This window comes from Cognatishimia sp., assembly GCF_964229375.1.
Taxonomy (GTDB): Bacteria; Pseudomonadota; Alphaproteobacteria; order Rhodobacterales; family Rhodobacteraceae; genus Cognatishimia.
This window is the reverse complement of sequence record NZ_CAXREH010000123.1, coordinates 1-18,476: the sequence shown is the minus strand read 5'-3', so window position 1 is coordinate 18,476 and position 18,476 is coordinate 1. Positions and strand designations below refer to the sequence as shown.

Sequence of the window (18,476 nt, the reverse complement as noted above, 5' to 3'; positions counted from 1 at the left end):
ATCGAGCAGTGAAATTCGTCAGAGGATCCGCGATGGTTTGCATGATGCGAACACGGCAGGTCTGGCCCCTGGGAAGCTCCAGTGCAACCTTGCCATGCTCCCCCAAGAGTTTGCACTGGACTTCCTGCGGTTTTGTCAGCGCAACCCCAAGCCGTGTCCGGTGGTCGGTGTGAGCGAAACGGGCGATCCGATGTTGCCAACCTTGGGGCGTGATATCGACATCCGCACCGATGTGCCTCGGTATCGGGTGTTTCGCGATGGTACGCTCGCCGAGGAGCTGACCGATATTACAGAGCTTTGGACCGACGAACTGGTGACCATCGCCCTGGGCTGTTCTTTCACCTTTGAGAACGCTTTCCAGCGCGAAAGCATTCCTGTGCGCCACATCGAATCCGGACGCAATGTCCCGATGTATCGCACCAACATCGACCTCGTGCCGGCAGGGCCGTTTAAAGGCCAGATGGTTGTCTCTATGCGGCCGCTTGCTGAACGGTTCATCGAAGATGCCATCGCGATCAGCGCGCGCTTTCCGCAGGCTCATGGCGCGCCGATTGCCATTGGAGACCCTGCCGCTATCGGGGTCTCGGATGTTCACACCCCTGACTATGGCGATCCGGTAGAGATCAAAGAGGGCGAAGTTCCAGTTTTCTGGGCCTGCGGCGTGACACCTCAGAACGTCATTCAGACCGCAAGGCCGCCGATTTGTATCACGCATGCCCCGGGGCACATGCTGATCACAGACGTCGCCGAAGACGCCGAAACCACAATTTTTAAAGACCCAACCCAACACGGAGAGAACCAATGAAAAAACTGACGACAGCAATGGGCGCGCTTGCCTTTATGGCGACATCCGCCGTGGCCGATGGACCGGTTGTCCTGAACGCCGTTGGCACCTGGTCCAGCTTGACTAACTTCCAGAAACACGAAGAGCCGTTCTTCAATCAGCGCCTGAACAAAGCCTCTGGCGGTGAGATCGTAGGCAAGATCCAATCCCAATCTGGTCTTGGCCTCAAAGGGTTCGAGATCATGCGCCTCGTGAAAAACGGCGTCTTTGATTTCGCCTTCGGCCTGCCGGGCTATGTGGCCGCAGAGAACGCGATCTTTGAAGGCGCGGATCTGTCCTCTCTGACACAGGACATCGAGACACAGCGCAAAGTGTCTGACGCTTACTTCGACACGCTGCATGACGCTTTTGCAGAGATCTACAACGCGAAACTTCTGATGCTCTATCCGTTCCCAAGCCAGACCTTGTGGTGCAATGGCGAAGTCAACGGCATCGCGGATCTGGATGGCAAAAAAATCCGCGTCTACTCCACCACTTTGGGTGACTTCGTAGAAGGCGTTGGCGGCACGTCTGTGACCGTGGCCTTCTCGGAAGTGATCCCAGCGCTTGAAAAAGGCGTCGTAGATTGCGCAATCACAGGCACCATGTCGGCTTACACTGCGAAATGGAACCAGGTGGCAACCCATGCGTACACACTGCGCGTCGGCTGGGGCCTCGCATTTGGCGCGATGAACATGGAGAAGTGGAACAGCCTATCTGCAGATCAGCAAGCTTTGCTGCAAACCGAGATCGCCGCACTGACTGACGCGATGTGGGCTGAAACTGCGACTGAGGATGATGTTGCGATTTCCTGTATCACCGGTGGTGCCTGTGAGGTCGGTGAAGCGGGTTCCATGGTTCTGGTTGAGCCGTCTGCCGAAGACCTCGCCGCGCGGGACAAGATCGCAACGGATGTTGTTCTGGCACGTTGGGCAGAGCGTTGCGGCGCGGACTGTGCTGCAAATTGGAACGAGACAGTTGGCCCGATCCTTGGTCTGACTGCGGCGGCCAAATAACTCTTTCCTAAAATGACAGAGGGGCGGGTAGACTCTGCCTGCCCCTCAGTAACTGACGTATAGGTCCAGAAAAATGTTAGACGCTCTCTTCAACGGTGCCCGTAAATGCAGCCTTTGGCTGACGTGGTTGGGTGGCATACTGATTGTGCTTTCCGCCTTCCTCGTCACGCTCGAAGTGTTTCTGCGCAAGGCGTTCAATGTGTCTCTTGGTGGTGCCGATGAGATTTCGGGTTATGCCTTTGGCGTTGCCACAGCTTTGGCGCTGTCTTTTGCATTGTTCGAGCGCGCGCATATCCGGGTAGATGCCTTGCTGGGCACAATTCCCAAAGTGCTGCATCCCTATATCAACCTGATGGGCCTGCTGCTATTGACCGGTTTCGCGCTGGTCGTTGTGGTCATGGTCTGGGGCATGGTCGGTGACACTCTGGACAACGGCTCTCGGTCGATCACGCCGATGCGTGTCCCCCTCGCGATCCCGCAAATTCCCTGGCTGCTTGGGTGGATGTTCTTTGTCTTTTCAGGCGTTCTGATCGCTTTGGTCGCCATCCGTCAACACTTCCGTGGCGACGAGGCAGGCGTGCAAAACCTGATCGGCGTCAAATCCCTGGACGAACAAATCGAAGACGAGACTGTATAAGCCATGTTGATCAAAACACTCCTTATTCTGCTGGCATTGATCGGCCTCGCCGTTCCGATTGCAGCTTCGCTTGGCTGGCTTGGCCTGATCCTGCAATGGACCGACAGCCCGATGCCGCTACACCGCGCGATTTCGGACATGGCGTGGCAGACAAGCACTGACTTCCTGCTGGTCGCGATCCCGATGTTTGTGATGATGGGCGAAGTTCTTTTGAGGGCCGGGATCACCGAGCGCATGTATGATGGCATCGTCAAATGGCTGGGCTGGCTGCCGGGCGGGTTGATGCACTCTAATATCGGATCTTCCGCGCTTTTCGCGGCGACCTCCGGCTCTTCTGTGGCCACGGCTGCGACCATCGGCACTGTCGCAGTCCCACAGATCAAGAAACGCGGCTATAACGAGCGCCTGTTCCTGGGCACAGTTGCGGCAGGGGGCACCTTGGGAATCCTGATCCCGCCGTCGATCAACCTGATCCTGTATGGGCTGCTTACTAACACATCTGTCCCTGAACTCTATCTCGCAGGCTTCGTACCAGGCTTCCTATTGGCCGCGCTCTTTATGGCCACAGTTGTCGTCGCTTGTATGATCAAACCTGAATGGGGCGGGGAACAACTGCGCCACACATGGGCAGAACGTTTACGTGCGCTGCCGGCTTTGATCCCACCGCTTGGTATCTTTATGGTGGTCGTTGGCTCGATCTATGCAGGGCTTGCGACACCGACTGAGGCAGCAGCGCTTGGGGTCGTGGCGTCGATGGTCCTCGCAACCGTGAATGGCAAAATGTCGATCGACATGATGCGCCAAGCGATCGAAGGCACGATGCGCACGACCGCCATGATCATGCTGATCATAATTGCGGCTGTGTTCCTGAACTTCGTGCTTTCGATCATCGGCCTGACCCAAGCGCTCACCGACTTTGTCACGGGCCTCGGCTGGAGCCCAATGCAGACGATGCTGATGATTGTCGCGGTGCTGATCCTGATCGGCTGTTTCATGGAGACGCTGTCGATGCTTTTGACCATGGCTCCGCTGATCACGCCGATTGTCGTGGCGCTGGGCTTTGATCCCGTGTGGTTTGGCATCCTGTTGATGGTGCTCTTGGAAACCGCGCTGATCACGCCGCCGATTGGTATCAACCTTTATGTGGTGCAGGGCATTCGCAAAGGTGGACCCATGATCGACGTGATCCGCGGCGCGATCCCCTTCGTTGTCACCATGTTCGTCATGCTTGCGCTGTTGCTGGTCTTCCCACAACTCGCACTGTGGTTGCCGTCTCTGGTCTACTAAGACCAGAGCACACCACCACCCAAACCTAATTGAAAGACTGCAGGCGCGGCCTGCAAACAGAGGAGCTTTATCTATGTGGCAGTTTTGGGTCGATCGCGGTGGCACCTTCACCGACATCGTTGCGAAATCCCCATCAGGAGAGCTGAAGACACATAAACTTCTGTCCGAAAACCCTGAGGTTTACAAAGACGCAGCCGTGCATGGGATCCGCGAATTGCTGGAACTTGCGCCGGATCAACCGGTGCCCGAAGGCCTCATCGATGCGGTCAAGATGGGCACAACAGTTGCGACAAACGCGCTGTTGGAACGCAAGGGCGACCGGACTGTCCTATTCATCACCAAGGGTATGAAAGATCTGTTGCGGATAGGGTATCAAAACCGCCCCAAACTCTTTGATCTGAATATCGAGTTGCCAGAGCTGCTTTATGAAAACGTGATCGAAGTCGAAGAACGTGTGGACGCGAATGGCAATATCATCGCGGTTATGGATACCGCCGCAGCGCGCAAGGCACTCTCTAAGGCTTACGGGCAAGGCTACCGCTCTATCGCGATTGCTTTGATGCACAGCTACAAGTTCCCGGATCACGAAAAACAGCTGGGCGAGATGGCTGCGCAATCTGGCTTTAGTCAGATTTCTCTCAGCCACGAGGTTAGCCCTTTGATCAAACTCGTCGGGCGCGGGGATACGGCTGTCGTTGACGCCTATCTGTCTCCGATCCTGCGCCGATACGTAGATCAGGTCGCCAGCGCGCTTGGGGCGCACACGGGTGGCTGTGAGCGCCTCATGTTCATGCAATCCAACGGAGGCCTCACCGACGCACGGCTATTCCACGGGCGCGACGCAATCCTTTCGGGGCCTGCTGGCGGCGTCGTAGGCATGGTGCGTTCGGCGGCTGAGCTGGGGTTTGATAAACTGATTGGCTTTGACATGGGCGGCACTTCGACTGACGTCTGCCACTACGCGGGCGAGTTTGAGCGGTCGTTTGACACGGAAGTCGCGGGCGTGCGCATGCGCGCTCCGATGATGTCTATCCATACGGTTGCGGCCGGGGGCGGTTCCATCCTGTCTTATCGCGACGGGCGGATGCAAGTTGGCCCCGAAAGCGCAGGCGCGAACCCGGGTCCTGCCGCCTATCGGCGTGGGGGCGATCTTACGGTCACTGATTGCAATGTGCTCTTGGGCAAACTGAACCCGGATCACTTCCCGCATGTCTTTGGTCCCAACGCGGATCAGCCCTTGGACAAAGACATCGTGCGCCAAAAATTCCAAGCGCTGGCGGATGAAATCGGCGACGGTAAAACACCTGAAGAACTGGCCGAGGGGTTCCTGCGGATTGCAGTTGAAAACATGGCAAACGCGATCAAAAAGATCAGCGTTCAGCGTGGCTATGACGTCACTAAGTACACTATGAACTGCTTTGGTGGCGCAGGTGGTCAACATGCCTGCCTTGTGGCTGACGCGCTGGGCATGGAGAGTATCTTTATCCATCCATTTGCAGGCGTTCTGTCGGCCTTCGGCATGGGGCTTGCCGACGTACGCGCCATGCGTGAGCAACAGTTTGAACAGCCTCTGGACGATGCGACTGCTGGTAAGGCCTTGGATAGTATTGTGAAATCGGCGCGAGAGGAAGTTGTGGGGCAGGGGATTGAACCCTACGACATAGTCGTCCTTAAACGCGCCCAAATTCGTCCGCGCGATGCACAACAAAGCCTGGAAGTTCCCTTCGGCACGCCTCAGGCTATGGAGAGCGATTTTGTTGCCGCGCACCAGAAGCAATTTGGATTTGTCCCCGATACCAGCGATCTGATCATCGACGTATTGGTCGCAGAGGCTATAGGGCAAACCGGTGAGAGCGTGAATCTTGCCGACCCAGACGGGCAAGTGATTTCTCAGGCGAATGTGCCCGTATGCTTTGAAAGGCAATGGGGCAACGTGCCTCTGATCGACCGCATGAGCCTCGAAATTGGCCAATCAGTCTGCGGCCCTGCGATTTTGACAGAGCCGACTGGCACCAATGTCGTAGAGCCTGGATGGCGCGCAACGGTGGCCAAAGGCGGAAACTTGCTGCTGGAACGGATCGTTCCGCTTAAGCGTCAAGAAGCCATTGGCACCAAAGTTGACCCAGTGATGTTGGAGGTCTTTAACAACCTCTTCATGTCCATTGCCGAACAAATGGGCGCGACTTTGGCCAACACGGCTTATTCCGTGAATATCAAAGAACGGTTGGATTTTTCCTGCGCGATTTTCGATCAGAACGGAGATCTGGTGGCAAACGCGCCGCATGTGCCAGTGCATCTGGGCTCCATGTCTGAAAGTGTGCGCACAATTCTGCGGGCCAATCAGGGTAAGATCCGTCCGGGCGATGTGTTCATGATGAACAACCCGTTTAACGGCGGCACCCACTTGCCAGACGTAACGGTCATCACGCCAGTGTTTGATGAGGCGGGACAAGACATTCTTTTTACCGTCGCCTCGCGTGGCCACCATGCAGACATCGGCGGCAAGACTCCCGGCTCCGCGCCACCCGACAGTCGTACCATCGAAGACGAAGGGGTCGTGATTGAAAACTTCCTTTTGGTCGATCAGGGACGTTTGCGAGACGCCGAGACCCGCGCCCTGCTTGGGTCTGGAAAATACCCTTGTCGCAATATCGATCAAAACATTGCGGATCTGGCGGCCCAGATCGCGGCCAACGCAACCGGTGTTACCGAACTGCAAAAGATCGCGCGGCAATTCGGGGTCACAACCGTCCATGCGTATATGGGTCATGTGCAGGACAATGCCGAGGAAAGCGTGCGTCGCGTGTTGGATGTTCTTAAGGACGGCAAGTTTAGCTACCCGATGGACAGCGGTGCGTCGATCAATGTGAAGATACGAATAAACAAAGAAAGCCGGTCTGCAACGATTGATTTCACTGGGACGTCTGAGCAAAGCCCTTTCAACTACAATGCGCCTCTGGCGATTTGCCGAGCTGTTGTTTTGTATGTGTTTAGAACACTCGTTGGCCGAGACATTCCAATGAACGAAGGGTGTCTCAAACCCCTCGAACTGATCGTTCCCGAAGGGTCGATGATCAATCCGAAATCTCCTGCTGCGGTCATTTCAGGAAACACCGAGGTCAGCCAATCGATTGCCGATACGCTCTATGGTGCGCTCGGGGTGATTGCCGGCAGTCAGGGCACGATGAACAACTTCGTTTACGGGAATGACACCTATCAGAACTATGAGACCATTTGCGGCGGCACCGGCGCGGGCGACGGTTATAATGGCACCAGCGCGGTCCACAGCCATATGACCAACACGCGGATGACAGATCCCGAGGTTCTGGAGTCCCGTTTTCCTGTTCGCGTTGATGAGTTTTCAATTCGTCGAGGGTCAGGTGGTTCCGGTCGGTATTTAGGTGGCGATGGCATCGTTCGTAGGCTCACATTCAATGAGGCGATGACCGTAACAACTCTGAGCTCTCACAGGATAATTCCGCCCCACGGAACATGTGAAGGCGGGGCCGGTTTGACTGGTGAAAACTCGGTTCATCGTGCAAATGGGGCAATCGAGACGCTTGAAGGCAACGACCAAGTAGAGGTCCATGTCGGCGACACTTTTGTTATGAAAACCCCGGGCGGCGGAGGTTTTGGGAGCCGAACTACCTAGTTTTCTCCATGAACCACTTTCGCGTCGGATGATTGTGATATGACCGATTTCCAGTTTGTTAAACGCGTGTTTGAAATCGGTAGAGAAACGTCCTTTGGCTCTTTCTGCAGTCTTCGGACACCAGAAAACCGTAGAGTCCTGCGAATAGCCGCGTTGCGACTTCAGATGCAGCAAGCTTAGCTTATGTAATCCTTAGCATTAAGCTCTTAAAGAATGAGCTTGGTACAATGAAATTGAAGTTCGCAGCGTTGCAAAATAGCCTAGAAAAGTGTTTGCAAATCCAGGGGCACCTCAAAGACTGGGTGCCCCCTAGCCAAGCTTGGCAAAGTGAGAATCAAGTCAATTGGATAACGCTCATACCAGCGTCCAGTGCAGCTCGGACGCCTTGCGGTGAATCCTCAACGACTAGGACGTTGCTGCGCACCTGCCTTAGGTGGTCCGCAGCCAACAAGAACATTTCGGGCGAGGGTTTGGGCGCGACACGATCCGAAATGCTCACCAGATGAGAGAAAATCTTCCTCACGCCCGTGGTTCTAAGCGAAACCTCGGCAACTTCTCGCTCTGCATTTGTCGCGACAGCTAACGAGATGCCTCGCTGGTTCAGGTCGCGTGCAAACCCGAGAACACCGATTTTGGGCTGCACCATTTTGGCAAACTTGCTAAAGCTCTCGATGCTTATCTTTGAGGCACGATCAATATCAAAGTCTGACTGAATAGAGTCCTGAAACTCCAACAGGAGGTTTGTGCGATCCAAGCCAGTGCGTTCTCGATACCATTCCTCAGCCATTTCCACCCCTTGTTCTCTCGCAGCCGCCTGCATGGAATTCAAGTGTGCTGCCGAACTTTCAACCAACGTTCCATCACAATCGAAAATGACGGCGGAAAATCCCTCTGTTTCGATGAATTCTATCCAACGCTCAGAGGTAATGTCGCTAGACACACCCCGATGATGAACGATCGAACTCAGGACCTCAGTGTGTTCGTTAAGCAGAGACAAGGCGGGCGTCCGTCTCGCTGATGCCGATTGAAACGCTATCACCTTGAGCGAATGAATTTGCTTGCACAGGCGAAATCACGAACAGCGATCCAACGGCCGTCTCGACGGTGTATTGAATCTCCTTACCCAGATAAGCAGCGTAGCTGATCTCGCCAGACAGACCTGGCTGATCCGGCGCGGCTATCTTCAATGCGTGAGGGCGCAGAACCAACCGAGCGGGCCCTTTTGAGACAGCGTCACTTGGGATCGACAGGCGTTGCCCGTTCATTATTACCGTCGCGCTGCCTTGTGCACTGCTCTCGATGTCACATGGCACGAGATTTGCGTCTCCGATGAAATCAGCAATGAAGGCCGAAGACGGAGCCTCGTAGAGGTCGCTGGGCGTACCGATCTGCGCAATCTCGGCTTTGTTCATGACAATGATGCTGTCGGAAACCGCCATGGCCTCTTCTTGGTCATGGGTCACGTAGACAGCCGTCAGACCAAGCCGCTGTTGGATCTGTCGGATTTCTTCGCGCACATGGCGGCGCAGTTTTGCATCCAGATTTGACAGAGGCTCATCCAGCAACAGAACCTCGGGCTCCAGAACAATGGCGCGCGCCACGGCAACGCGTTGCTGCTGCCCGCCCGAAAGTTCACTGGGTAAACGATCACCAAAACCTGCCAGCCCCACAAGCTCCAGCCCTTCCTCGGCTTTCTCTGCGGCCTCTGCCTTGGGCACGGCCTTCACAGTCAACCCATAGGCCACGTTTTCGCGCACGGTCATATGCGGAAAGAGGGCATAGGACTGAAAAACCATCGAGACCTTACGATAGGTTGCGGTCAAATGGGTCACGTCCTCGCCGCCAATATGGATGCGGCCTTCAGTTGCCATCTCAAGGCCTGCAATCAGCCGTAGGGTCGTGGTCTTGCCGCACCCGCTTGGACCCAAAAGGGTGACGAGCTTGCCCGGATCAATTGACAGGTCGAGCTTTTTTAACGCGGTGACCGCTCCGTATTTCTTAACCACGCCCTCAAAGCGCACGGAGCCTGTTTGTGTAGTGTTCATGTTGTTGTTCCTCGCGGTTATGCGGGTTTTTGGATACGATCAGAGCGGCGCAAACGGCGGGTTCCGACCAGAAGTTGCAGGATGAGAATGGCGGCAAGCATCGTGATGATCAGGACGGCGGAATAGGCAATCGCGATGCCGAACTCGCCGTTCTCGACACGTCCCACGATGAAAGAGGTCGCCATATTGTGCTTGGCACTGACCAAAAAGATCACAGCACTCACAGAGGTGATGGCGCGCACAAAGCTATAGGTCAGCGCAGCCAGGATCGCAGGCCCCATAAGCGGCAGGATCACGCGACGAACCGTTGTAAAGCTGTTGGCTCCAAGGGTGATCGAGGCCTCATCCAAGCTTTTGTCCAGCTGACTCATGGCAGCGATGCCGCCGCGCACGCCGACGGGCATGTTGCGGAACACAAAGACGATGATCAGGATGATAGAAGTCCCCGTCAGCTCAATCGGTGGGAAGTTAAACGCCATGATATAGCTGACGCCGATGACTGTACCCGGGATCGCAAAGCTGAGCATGGTCGAGAACTCGAAAGCGTCTTTGCCGACAAATTTCTGGCGCACCAAAAGATAGGCGGTTGAAAGCCCGACCAAAGCCGTCAGAGGAGCTGCAACAGATGAGATCGTGAGCGTGGTGAAATAGCTATCCCAGGCAACACCCGAAAAACGTCCGTTTGTGAAATCGATCCCAAAGGCCCTGATGTAGTGATCAAAGGTGAAGCTGTGATTGTAGCCCCAGAGTTTCACGAAACTGCCAAAGACGATCATCGAATAAACCACCACGGTCAGCGCCGCCCATGGAATAGCCGTGGCATAACAGACCACGCGCAGCACCGGGTTCAGGCGCGCGTTCTGGCCGCTGTCTGCCTTGCCTGTGATCGTGGCATAGGATTTTTTGCCCAGCCAAATTCGTTGCGCCATAAAGGCCGTCAATGTCAGCGAGAGCAGAGCTATTGCAAGGATTGCTGCTTTTGCCGGGTCAGCAACCGCGCCGACAATGGCGAAATAGATCTCGGTCGACAGAACCGAATAGCCGCCGCCCAGAACCAATGGATTGCCAAAGTCCGCAAGGCTCTCGATGAAACCTAAAAGGAACGCATTCGCAAGCCCCGGGCGCATCAGGGGTAAAGAGACAAATCGGAAGGTCTGCCAACGATCAGCGTCCAGAGTTTGCGAGGCTTCTTCCATCGATGGGCTCACGCCCTGTACAACACCGATCAAGACTAGGAAGGCGATGGGCGTAAAGGACAGCATCTGAGCGAAATAGATACCCCAGAAACCATAGAGCCAACGTGTCTGCTCCCAACCCAAGAGGTCCGCAAAGAACTCTGTCACGGTGCCTGCGCGACCAAAGAGCAGGATAAGCGCGAGGCCGATCACAAAGGGCGGCGTGATGATCGGGAGGACGGTAAGAACGCGCAACAGGCGTTTGGCGCGAAAGTCAGTCCGGGTAAAGATCAGCGCGAAGGACAGGCCCAATAGTGTTGTGCCAGCACCGGTCATGACGCCCAGAAACAGGGAATTGATCCCAACGCCACAGGACCGCCCACCAATAAGACACCCAAGCCCCCAAATATCACTGCTGAAAAACCGGGGGAAAAACTCGGTCAGAGAGTAGCCGCCGTCGACCTCGAAGGCGCGCACAAGGATGTGTATGACGGGGAAAAACACAAAAATCGCGACAAGAGCGACGATCAGGCCAATGGTGCTGACCACAAAGGAGTCGCCTTGCCCCTTACCCGATTGAGAGATTGAGATTGTGGCAACGAAAAGCAGTGCCAGCGCGCAGATGCCTGCCCCCGCGCCCATCCCGGGTTGACCCGCCATGGCGATCTCGGACGTCAAAAGGCTCTCAAAAACACGTGGACCTGCTCGCACAATGATCAGGCCCTGCAAGGCAATCAACGCCAAGCCTGCAATAGCGGTGGCCAACATCAAACGCGCGCGTTTGACCGGTTCGGGAATTGTGAAATGCAGGATCAAAGCGCCCATCAAAGCCAGGCCCGCAGGTGCCAACCACCATTGCCCGGAAAGGGATGCAAAAAGCCCGGTTGAGGCCACGCCATCGCTGATCCAGGACGCCTCAAGCAGGCCATCCTCGGTCATATGCCAAGGCAAAAGAATGAAACTGGCAAGCCCGATGGCCAGCCAAATCAGGACTGTGTTTTTCATAAGTCTGTCCGTGTAAGTAGGGGGATGCCCCGCAAAGACGGGGCATCCGTGTCAGTCTGATCTGGGATGCAGATCAGTCGACAGGGAGGTGCTTATTGTTGCGGGTTCGGATCGCCAACTTCCGCGTCCCAACGCGCTAAAAGCCGCGCACGGGTTTCGCTTGAGCCATAGGTCGCAAAGTCATAGTCAATCAGCTTGATCGACGCGAGATCAGGCGATTCCGGCGCCACTTGCGCGTTGGAATTGGACGGAACCTGAAATGAACCGGTTTCAGGCGCACGGGACTGAATGTCTGCGCGCAAGGCGAACTCAACCCACTTCTTTGCGCCGTCCGCATTTCGGGCACCATTGATGACCGAGACCGCTCCGACCTCATAGCCGGTGCCCTCACACGGAGCGACGATCTTCAACGGGAAGCCTTTGGACGCCAGTTTTACCATGTCGTGCATAAACCCGATGGACACGCCAGTTTCCCCGCGTGCCGCCGCCTTGGAAGGTGCGGAGCCGGATTTGGTGTAAGAGTTCACGTTTTTGCCGACAGCTGCGAGTTTCACCATCGCTTCATCTTCGCCAAAGAGCTGTACAAACGTGGCGAGTTCCGTATAGGCCGTGCCCGAGCTATTGGGGTTCGCAACCTGAATTTCCCCGGCAAAGCGACCGTCCTCCAGATCCGCCCAGCATTCCGGTGGCGTGATGTTTTTCTCAGACAGAATGTCAGCGTTATAGGCAATGCCAAGCGCACCTGCGTAAATGCCTACGGTCTTGCCGTCAGAGATCTTGGACATGTTCTGAGCCCAGCCCAACAGCTCACTGGTGTCGACGCCAGAGGCCTGTGTCAGCCCTTCTTCGGCTGCAATCAGATGCGGGTCCCCTGTGCCACCCCACCAGACATCAATCTTTGGATTGCCTGCCTCTGCGCGTACCTGCGCCAGCGTTTCGCCGGTGGACTTGCGCACCATCAGAACATCAGTGTTAGGGTTCTCGGCTTCAAAAGCTGCAACCATCAGATCGCACCAGTCTTGCTCCGCGCTACACACAACGCTCAGCTCATCGGCAAATGCAGATGTGCCCGCCGCCATCATGGCCGCCACAGAGATCATTCCTAGTTTTCTCATCTTTTCCTCCCATTAGGTTTTGGCACCACGGGGGTGCTGACTTTGTCCTAGGAGTTGGTTTCAGACAGGGACACCAAAGCTCGATAAATAGAATTACATATCGGCGGGCCGATGGTTAACAGTGTTAAATTTGGCCTTTTGAGGTGTAACAATTGAAACACAAGCCTTAATACGGCTGTGCAAACTTCGTGCTATAAGACCGGTGCGAGGGAGGAAGACGTGACGCGGCCAAAGATTGGAATTGTGGATGACGAGGCGTCGATGCGCGACGCCTTAGTGGCTCTTTTGTCTGAAAACCATTTTGACCCTGTGCCTATGGCCGGCATCGCCGATTACCAAGACAACATCGATCAAACTGCCCTTGATTTGGTGCTTATTGACCTCCAGCTAAAGGGCGAAAGTGGACTGACCCTCGCCATGGATATCAGGCGCGCGGGCGATGTGCCGATTGTCATGTTGACCGGACGGGGCGATGAAACGGACAAGATTGTCGGTTTAGAAGTCGGCGCGGACGACTATGTTTTGAAACCGTTCAACCCCCGTGAATTGGTCGCCCGTATTCGCGCTGTGCTGCGCCGGACGGGCAAACCGGTTGCAGCTCTCTCGACCACACCGGATCAGGACCGGATAACCTTTGGGCGTCTTGTGGTGGATCAAAAACAACGCATTCTAATGGATGACCAGGACGACGAGATTTCACTTACAAACGCCGAGTATCGTCTGCTGGACTACTTCCTAAGTCGCCCAAATGAGGTCATCCCTCGCGTTGACCTTCTGGCTGAACTCGGCAGCGATTTGACGAAATATGTGGACCGGACGGTGGATGTTCTTATCCTCAGACTCAGGCGTAAGATAGAGAAGAACCCTTCCAAGCCCGAGCACCTGCAGACCCGGCGTGGGCAGGGTTATATCTTTGTGACCGACACCCAGCGGAGCACAAACTGATGCAAGTTTTGCCGCGCTCGGTACGGGGTCGTTTGTGGGCGGCTCTAGCGCTGTTGTCCTTGGCGATTGTGTGCATCAGCGTTTTGACCTGGATTGCACTGCTGCGCGTTGATGAACGTTTGCAAGAATTACACCGCCAGTCGCTCAGTCAGGTGGCGCAGGCAATTGACCTGTCCAAGCGCGCGTCAGATTTAGCGACAACTGCACCCTACTTGCTGAACCAGAGATCCAATTTTCTCGTCGAACAAGAGGGTGAGAAGCTTTTGGATGTTTTGGCAACTGTGCGCTCAGAATGGCCGTTAACGGACGATGACCAACAGCGAAATGAGCTGATCACGCTCACCTTGGAACTAGAAACCGGCATCCGAGATTTGGTCAAAGCGTCTCAATCCCTTGACCGCGTGCAGTCACTCGTCCGGGCAGGCGTTGCGGAATTAGGCGGTTTGCGCGAATTGGTTACACTGCGCGTCGAAGACCTTTCGATTTCCACCGAAGAGAGGCTCACATGGTGGACGCTGCAAAGCATGAACGCCGATGCATTAAACGCGGCTTATGCTGATAATCTCATCGGCGTTGGTGAAGAGAGGCGACATTTTCAGCGACAGCGCAAATTTGCTTTGGCCGCGACCAAGACCCAGCCACAGACGGATTATTTGAATAGTCTTGATGCCCTGGTTTGGGGGGGCGACGGCATATTTGAACTTCGGCGCATCGAACTCGGTTTGAATTTAAATGCTCAAAATGCACTTTTCCGCATTCGGCGGGAGGCAAACAGCGTAAATGAACTCGCAGGGAACTTTGCCAAACGCGCCGAAGGGGTGTTAACCGCGGAACGAAGTTCTTCGTCCAACACGATTCAGGTTGCTCGGTTCTCAGTCGCTGCCATTAGTCTGGCAGCACTTGCGCTGGCGCTCATCGCTGCACTGTATGTGTCGCGGTATGTCGCCTTCAACGTCGGCCGCGTGTCTGAAGCCATGGTTCGCTTAGCAAATGGAGATCGAAGCAGCGTTCTGCCACGCAGGTTAAGTGGTGATGACGAAATCGCTGATTTGTTTAGATCTTTCAGAAGTTTTCGCGCAAATGCGTTACGCCTTGATCGCTCAAATAAGTTGTTGGACCAGCGCAATGCACTGTTTGAAAAAGTGTTCGAGAATATCACCGACGGTCTTGCTATCACAGATGCGTCAGGCAGACTTACCGCCGCCAATCCAGCGTTTGAAAAAATACTATCTGTGTCAAGAATGGATGGGTCGTTTGTCGATTGGCTTTACCAATCCGATTTTGGGCAGTCTGCCAAAGCCGTGCAATTGAGCGTTCAGCATCGCGGGCATCTGGAAATCAAATCCGATGCGGGCCAGATTCTTGAAATCCGTGCAAGCCGCTTACCCGATGAAGGGCGTGTTTGGTTGATTTCGGATGTCACCGAATTGCGTAAGATCGCCGAACGCGTCGCGCAAATCGATCGGATTGAGTTGCTTGGAAAACTGGCCGGCGATACTGCCCATGATTTTGGCAATATCCTGTCTGCAATTAAAACCCACGCACATCTCTTAGATTCGAGTGTAGAAGTGGAAACCGGCAATATCGCGGCAATAAGAAACGCAGTTGACTATGGCGCATCGTTGACCGATCGCCTTCTAGCTTTCGCACGCCAACAACCGCTTTCGCCAGAGGTCTTTGACCTGAATACTCTTGTCGGAGGCATGGTTGAACTGGTCGAGATCGGCTTAAAGCCAGGGGTATCACTGCGTGTTTTCCCCGCAGAAAACCCACTCTATGTTCAAGCCGATCCGGGGCAACTTGAGTCCGCGATCTCGAACCTCACTTTAAACAGCAACAATGCAATTTCAAATGTCGGCGACATAAACATTTGTCTGTCTCAAACACCTGAAGGCTATGCTCAGATAATGGTCAAAGACACAGGCGCTGGAATGACCAAGGCTGTACAATCCAAGGCCATCGAACCCTTTTACACAACGCGAGCAGACCAAGGTGGCACAGGTCTAGGGCTGTCCATTGTCTATGGGTTTATGAACCAAAGTGGTGGCAAATTGGGGATCAAGAGCCGGGTAGGAGAGGGAACAAATGTGATCCTTTCGTTGCCTCTTGCTCGTGACTTTGATGACTTAGTAAACTTCCAGACTAATCAGCGCGCATTGCTGGTTGATGACAATCCAACGGACAGAGAAGCTACTGCCAAAGTGCTCGAGAGCCTCGGTTTGCAAGTGAATATTTGTGCCTCGGCGGGCGACGCGATACGAGCGATGAACCGAGATCAATTCGAAATTGTTGTAAGTGATTTTGATCTCGGTGGGCAATTTGATGGTGTATGCGTCCTTAAACATGCTCAAAGTCTGTCTCCTAAAGCACGTCGAATCTTGATAAGCGGTAAGTCCTCTTTAAGTGACTTTCCCGATCTGGATGCAGTTTTCGCCGAGAAACCTATAACACCTTCCAAGATACTTGCAGCGCTGCAAAGAAACACTGCTGAAGTCTAACTATGTATCTTTGAGGAGCGCTGATTTTCTGTTCCAACAACAAGCAAAATCTTGCCCAACAAACGTTTTCCGGGGCGATTTGTACTCACCTGTCGCAACGGTCAGTTTTGTCTTACAGAACCGACTTTTTTAACAACGAGACCTAAAATCTGCATCGTGTGTTCGGATCGGAGAGCCGCAGCGCAGCGTATGATTGCTTGGACTAACGTTAGCTTTGGTCCGATATTTGAAGCAAAAGCTAAGTCCCTGCCTGCAAGAGCGGCTTTATGGCAATCAATTCCTTGCTCAGGAAATCTATGAAGCGGCGTACGCGCACCGTCCGGCGCAATTCCGAGTGAAACAGCAGCCATAAACTACGATCCAGAATAGGCTTCACACCAGGGACTGGCACCAATTCGTGTAGGCTGCTACGTCTATAAAATCGCCTCTACTTAATACGTTTGGTGGGTTGACGGATTTCAACGACCTTATTTTCCGATTTCGAGAGATATGGTCAAGAACTACACAGAGTTCTAAATTTTGACTCAGTTCGCTAGGGGGTGAGAGAACCTCAGTCACAGGCAACAACAACAACCACAACCTTCACGACACAAATCAATACTACTTCCGAATGTAGTGGGGAGCGAATTACCCCCGTGCTCAGACTTTGAGGGAAGGACCCTAAACGGCCCAAAGCTGCCATTGCTTAATCAATTTTCATGCTGCGGTGCGGGCCGTCAGACCGGACACTCGAAAACCCACTTCTATTCTTTGTGGTGCGAAAGCCGTGGTGCACCAATTTACGTTTTTCGCAACATGGGTTGAAGCGACATGTAGGTCAACGAACGCCAAAGCCACTCGAGTGGTCCAAACCGATATCTGCTCAGCCATAGCGGCGCGATGAAAAGCTGCAGGATCCAAACCCCGATAACGATGAGCACCTGCACCCAGCGTTCGACAGAACCGAAGTAGCCAAGACCAAACCCGTAAAAGATGAGCGTACAGATCAACGATTGCAGGATGTAGTTAGTGAAAGCCGTTCGGCCGACCGCCGCTAGACGTATTTGTAAAGCCGAAAACCACGTTCCCTGAACAATCCGCATAACGATACCGGTGTAGGCCAACGCCATGGCTATACTGCCAACGTAATTATATGCGATCCCCATACCCAGTTGACCAAAAAGCGGATCATAGTTGTGTTCCGTCAGTTTCAACACGCTCAGTGTAACAAGCGTCAGCCCGATTCCTAGGCCAAGAATGGCAAGTGTCGTATAAAAGCGCGAAGAACGTTGGCCGGACAAAACACCGATCTTGAACAGTGCCATTCCGATCATCATTAGGCCACTAGCCCGCCAGATCAGGAAGCCCGGTAGTGCGGCGAAGTGCATTCCAAGTGCCGATGGGATCCGTTGTAACAACGCGTCGGTCCAAGTGCCTCGGTAGGCTTCGACCTCGGCTATGATCTCATCTGGGGTGTATACAAAGTCATCCGCGATCTCTTGGATGAAATCAGGTGGGGCAAAAGTTAGCAACAGATTGATTAGCAATGGGACACTCAGCACGATGCACCCAAAAACAACCAGCCAAAAAGCGCGCAGGTTCCGAAACCAGTAAAGCAAGAATGCCGCAATTGCATAGGTTACAAGAATGTCCCCGTACCAGATCAAATAGGCATGGATCAGACCGAATAACAGCAACCAGAAATTTCGGCTAAAATGATGCGCAAGTGTCGGCAATCCTTTTTCCTGGCGACCGGCTGTCACAAGCACGATCCCCGCGCCAAACAAAATTGAAAACAACGCCATGAACTTCATATCAGCAAGAGCATGACTTATCGCCCAAACCCACCAGTTGATACCTGATAGATCGCCATGTTGAGACGGGTCGAAGTAGGCCGCCTCGACCATCGCAAAGCTCTGAATGTTCATCAGCAGGATGCCTAAAAGGGCAAAGCCACGCAGCACATCGATGCTTTCGATCCGGTCTCGAGCGCGGATTGGTGAAGCAACTCCAGTCACAATGGCCTCCTAGTTTGTAGATTGTTTGCTTTAGCTTTGAATGGCTTATAACAGTACATACGCTGCGACAAACTTTTCAAAGGCCATCAGTTTTTACTGTCTCGACATTCGGCCCACAGCCGACATTGAAGGTAGATTTAGCCGACGTCTGCTTTGAGCCCATGCTCCCGCGTTTCTGCAGCGCTGCGAATGTCTGCCAATCAGTTAGGCACGAGGAGGAAGAGATCGACGATCCGCTCAACATCGATCTGTGTTTGGCCCAATTCAAACAAGTGATGGTC

At 54.1% G+C, this 18,476-nt stretch carries 12 protein-coding genes; 7 read left to right on the top strand and 5 right to left on the bottom strand.

The features are described 5' to 3' along the window. The 5 genes from ACEQWH_RS09560 to ACEQWH_RS09540 form a co-directional block, all read left to right on the top strand. The coding region (locus ACEQWH_RS09560; RefSeq protein ID WP_370230150.1) for a putative hydro-lyase at window positions 1-805 on the top strand (805 nt) is incomplete at its 5' end. Further along, entirely contained in the window at window positions 802-1,839 is a 1,038-nt protein-coding gene (locus tag ACEQWH_RS09555) for a TRAP transporter substrate-binding protein (protein WP_370230149.1), read from the top strand. The genes ACEQWH_RS09560 and ACEQWH_RS09555, both read left to right, overlap by 4 nt. Window positions 1,840-1,912: 73 nt before the next feature. Next, complete coding sequence (locus ACEQWH_RS09550; protein WP_370230147.1) at window positions 1,913-2,476, top strand: TRAP transporter small permease subunit; 564 nt, start codon at window positions 1,913-1,915, stop codon at window positions 2,474-2,476. A gap of 3 nt (window positions 2,477-2,479) precedes the next feature. After that, window positions 2,480-3,763 carry a TRAP transporter large permease gene (locus ACEQWH_RS09545; RefSeq protein ID WP_370230145.1) on the top strand — a complete coding sequence of 428 codons (1,284 nt, stop codon included), beginning with the start codon at window positions 2,480-2,482 and terminating at the stop codon, window positions 3,761-3,763. Window positions 3,764-3,836: 73 nt separating this feature from the next. Beyond that, window positions 3,837-7,415: a hydantoinase B/oxoprolinase family protein gene (locus ACEQWH_RS09540; RefSeq protein ID WP_370230142.1), complete on the top strand. Its 3,579-nt coding sequence runs from the start codon at window positions 3,837-3,839 to the stop codon at window positions 7,413-7,415. A 334-nt stretch (window positions 7,416-7,749) separates the two neighbouring features. Here ACEQWH_RS09540 and ACEQWH_RS09535 read toward each other — a convergent pair whose 3' ends face one another. The 4 genes from ACEQWH_RS09535 to ACEQWH_RS09520 form a co-directional block, all read right to left on the bottom strand. Beyond that, a complete protein-coding gene (locus tag ACEQWH_RS09535) occupies window positions 7,750-8,412 on the bottom strand; it encodes an HAD family hydrolase (protein ID WP_370230141.1) in 663 nt (220 codons plus the stop codon). Further along, window positions 8,399-9,460, bottom strand: a complete 1,062-nt coding sequence (locus ACEQWH_RS09530) for an ABC transporter ATP-binding protein (RefSeq protein ID WP_370230139.1) — start codon at window positions 9,458-9,460, stop codon at window positions 8,399-8,401. Before ACEQWH_RS09530 ends, ACEQWH_RS09535 begins: the two co-directional genes overlap by 14 nt. A 17-nt stretch (window positions 9,461-9,477) precedes the next feature. Then, the gene (locus tag ACEQWH_RS09525) at window positions 9,478-11,640 is read right to left on the bottom strand and encodes an ABC transporter permease (RefSeq protein ID WP_370230136.1); all 2,163 of its coding nucleotides are present in this window, start codon (window positions 11,638-11,640) and stop codon (window positions 9,478-9,480) included. Between the two features lie 92 nt (window positions 11,641-11,732). After that, window positions 11,733-12,755, bottom strand: coding sequence for an ABC transporter substrate-binding protein (locus ACEQWH_RS09520; RefSeq protein ID WP_370230135.1), 1,023 nt, complete (start codon window positions 12,753-12,755; stop codon window positions 11,733-11,735). A 219-nt stretch (window positions 12,756-12,974) separates the two neighbouring features. Here ACEQWH_RS09520 and ACEQWH_RS09515 point away from each other — a divergent pair, with 219 nt between their 5' ends. Continuing rightward, window positions 12,975-13,700, top strand: a complete 726-nt coding sequence (locus tag ACEQWH_RS09515) for a response regulator (protein WP_370230133.1) — start codon at window positions 12,975-12,977, stop codon at window positions 13,698-13,700. Beyond that, the gene (locus ACEQWH_RS09510; protein WP_370230131.1) at window positions 13,700-16,198 is read left to right on the top strand and encodes an ATP-binding protein; all 2,499 of its coding nucleotides are present in this window, start codon (window positions 13,700-13,702) and stop codon (window positions 16,196-16,198) included. Before ACEQWH_RS09515 ends, ACEQWH_RS09510 begins: the two co-directional genes overlap by 1 nt. Before the next feature lie 779 nt (window positions 16,199-16,977). On the opposite strand, the gene ACEQWH_RS09505 is transcribed toward ACEQWH_RS09510, so the two are convergent. Continuing rightward, on the bottom strand, window positions 16,978-18,195 hold the full coding sequence (locus ACEQWH_RS09505; protein WP_370230128.1) for a DUF418 domain-containing protein: 1,218 nt from the start codon (window positions 18,193-18,195) through the stop codon (window positions 16,978-16,980). Window positions 18,196-18,476: the final 281 nt, after the last annotated feature.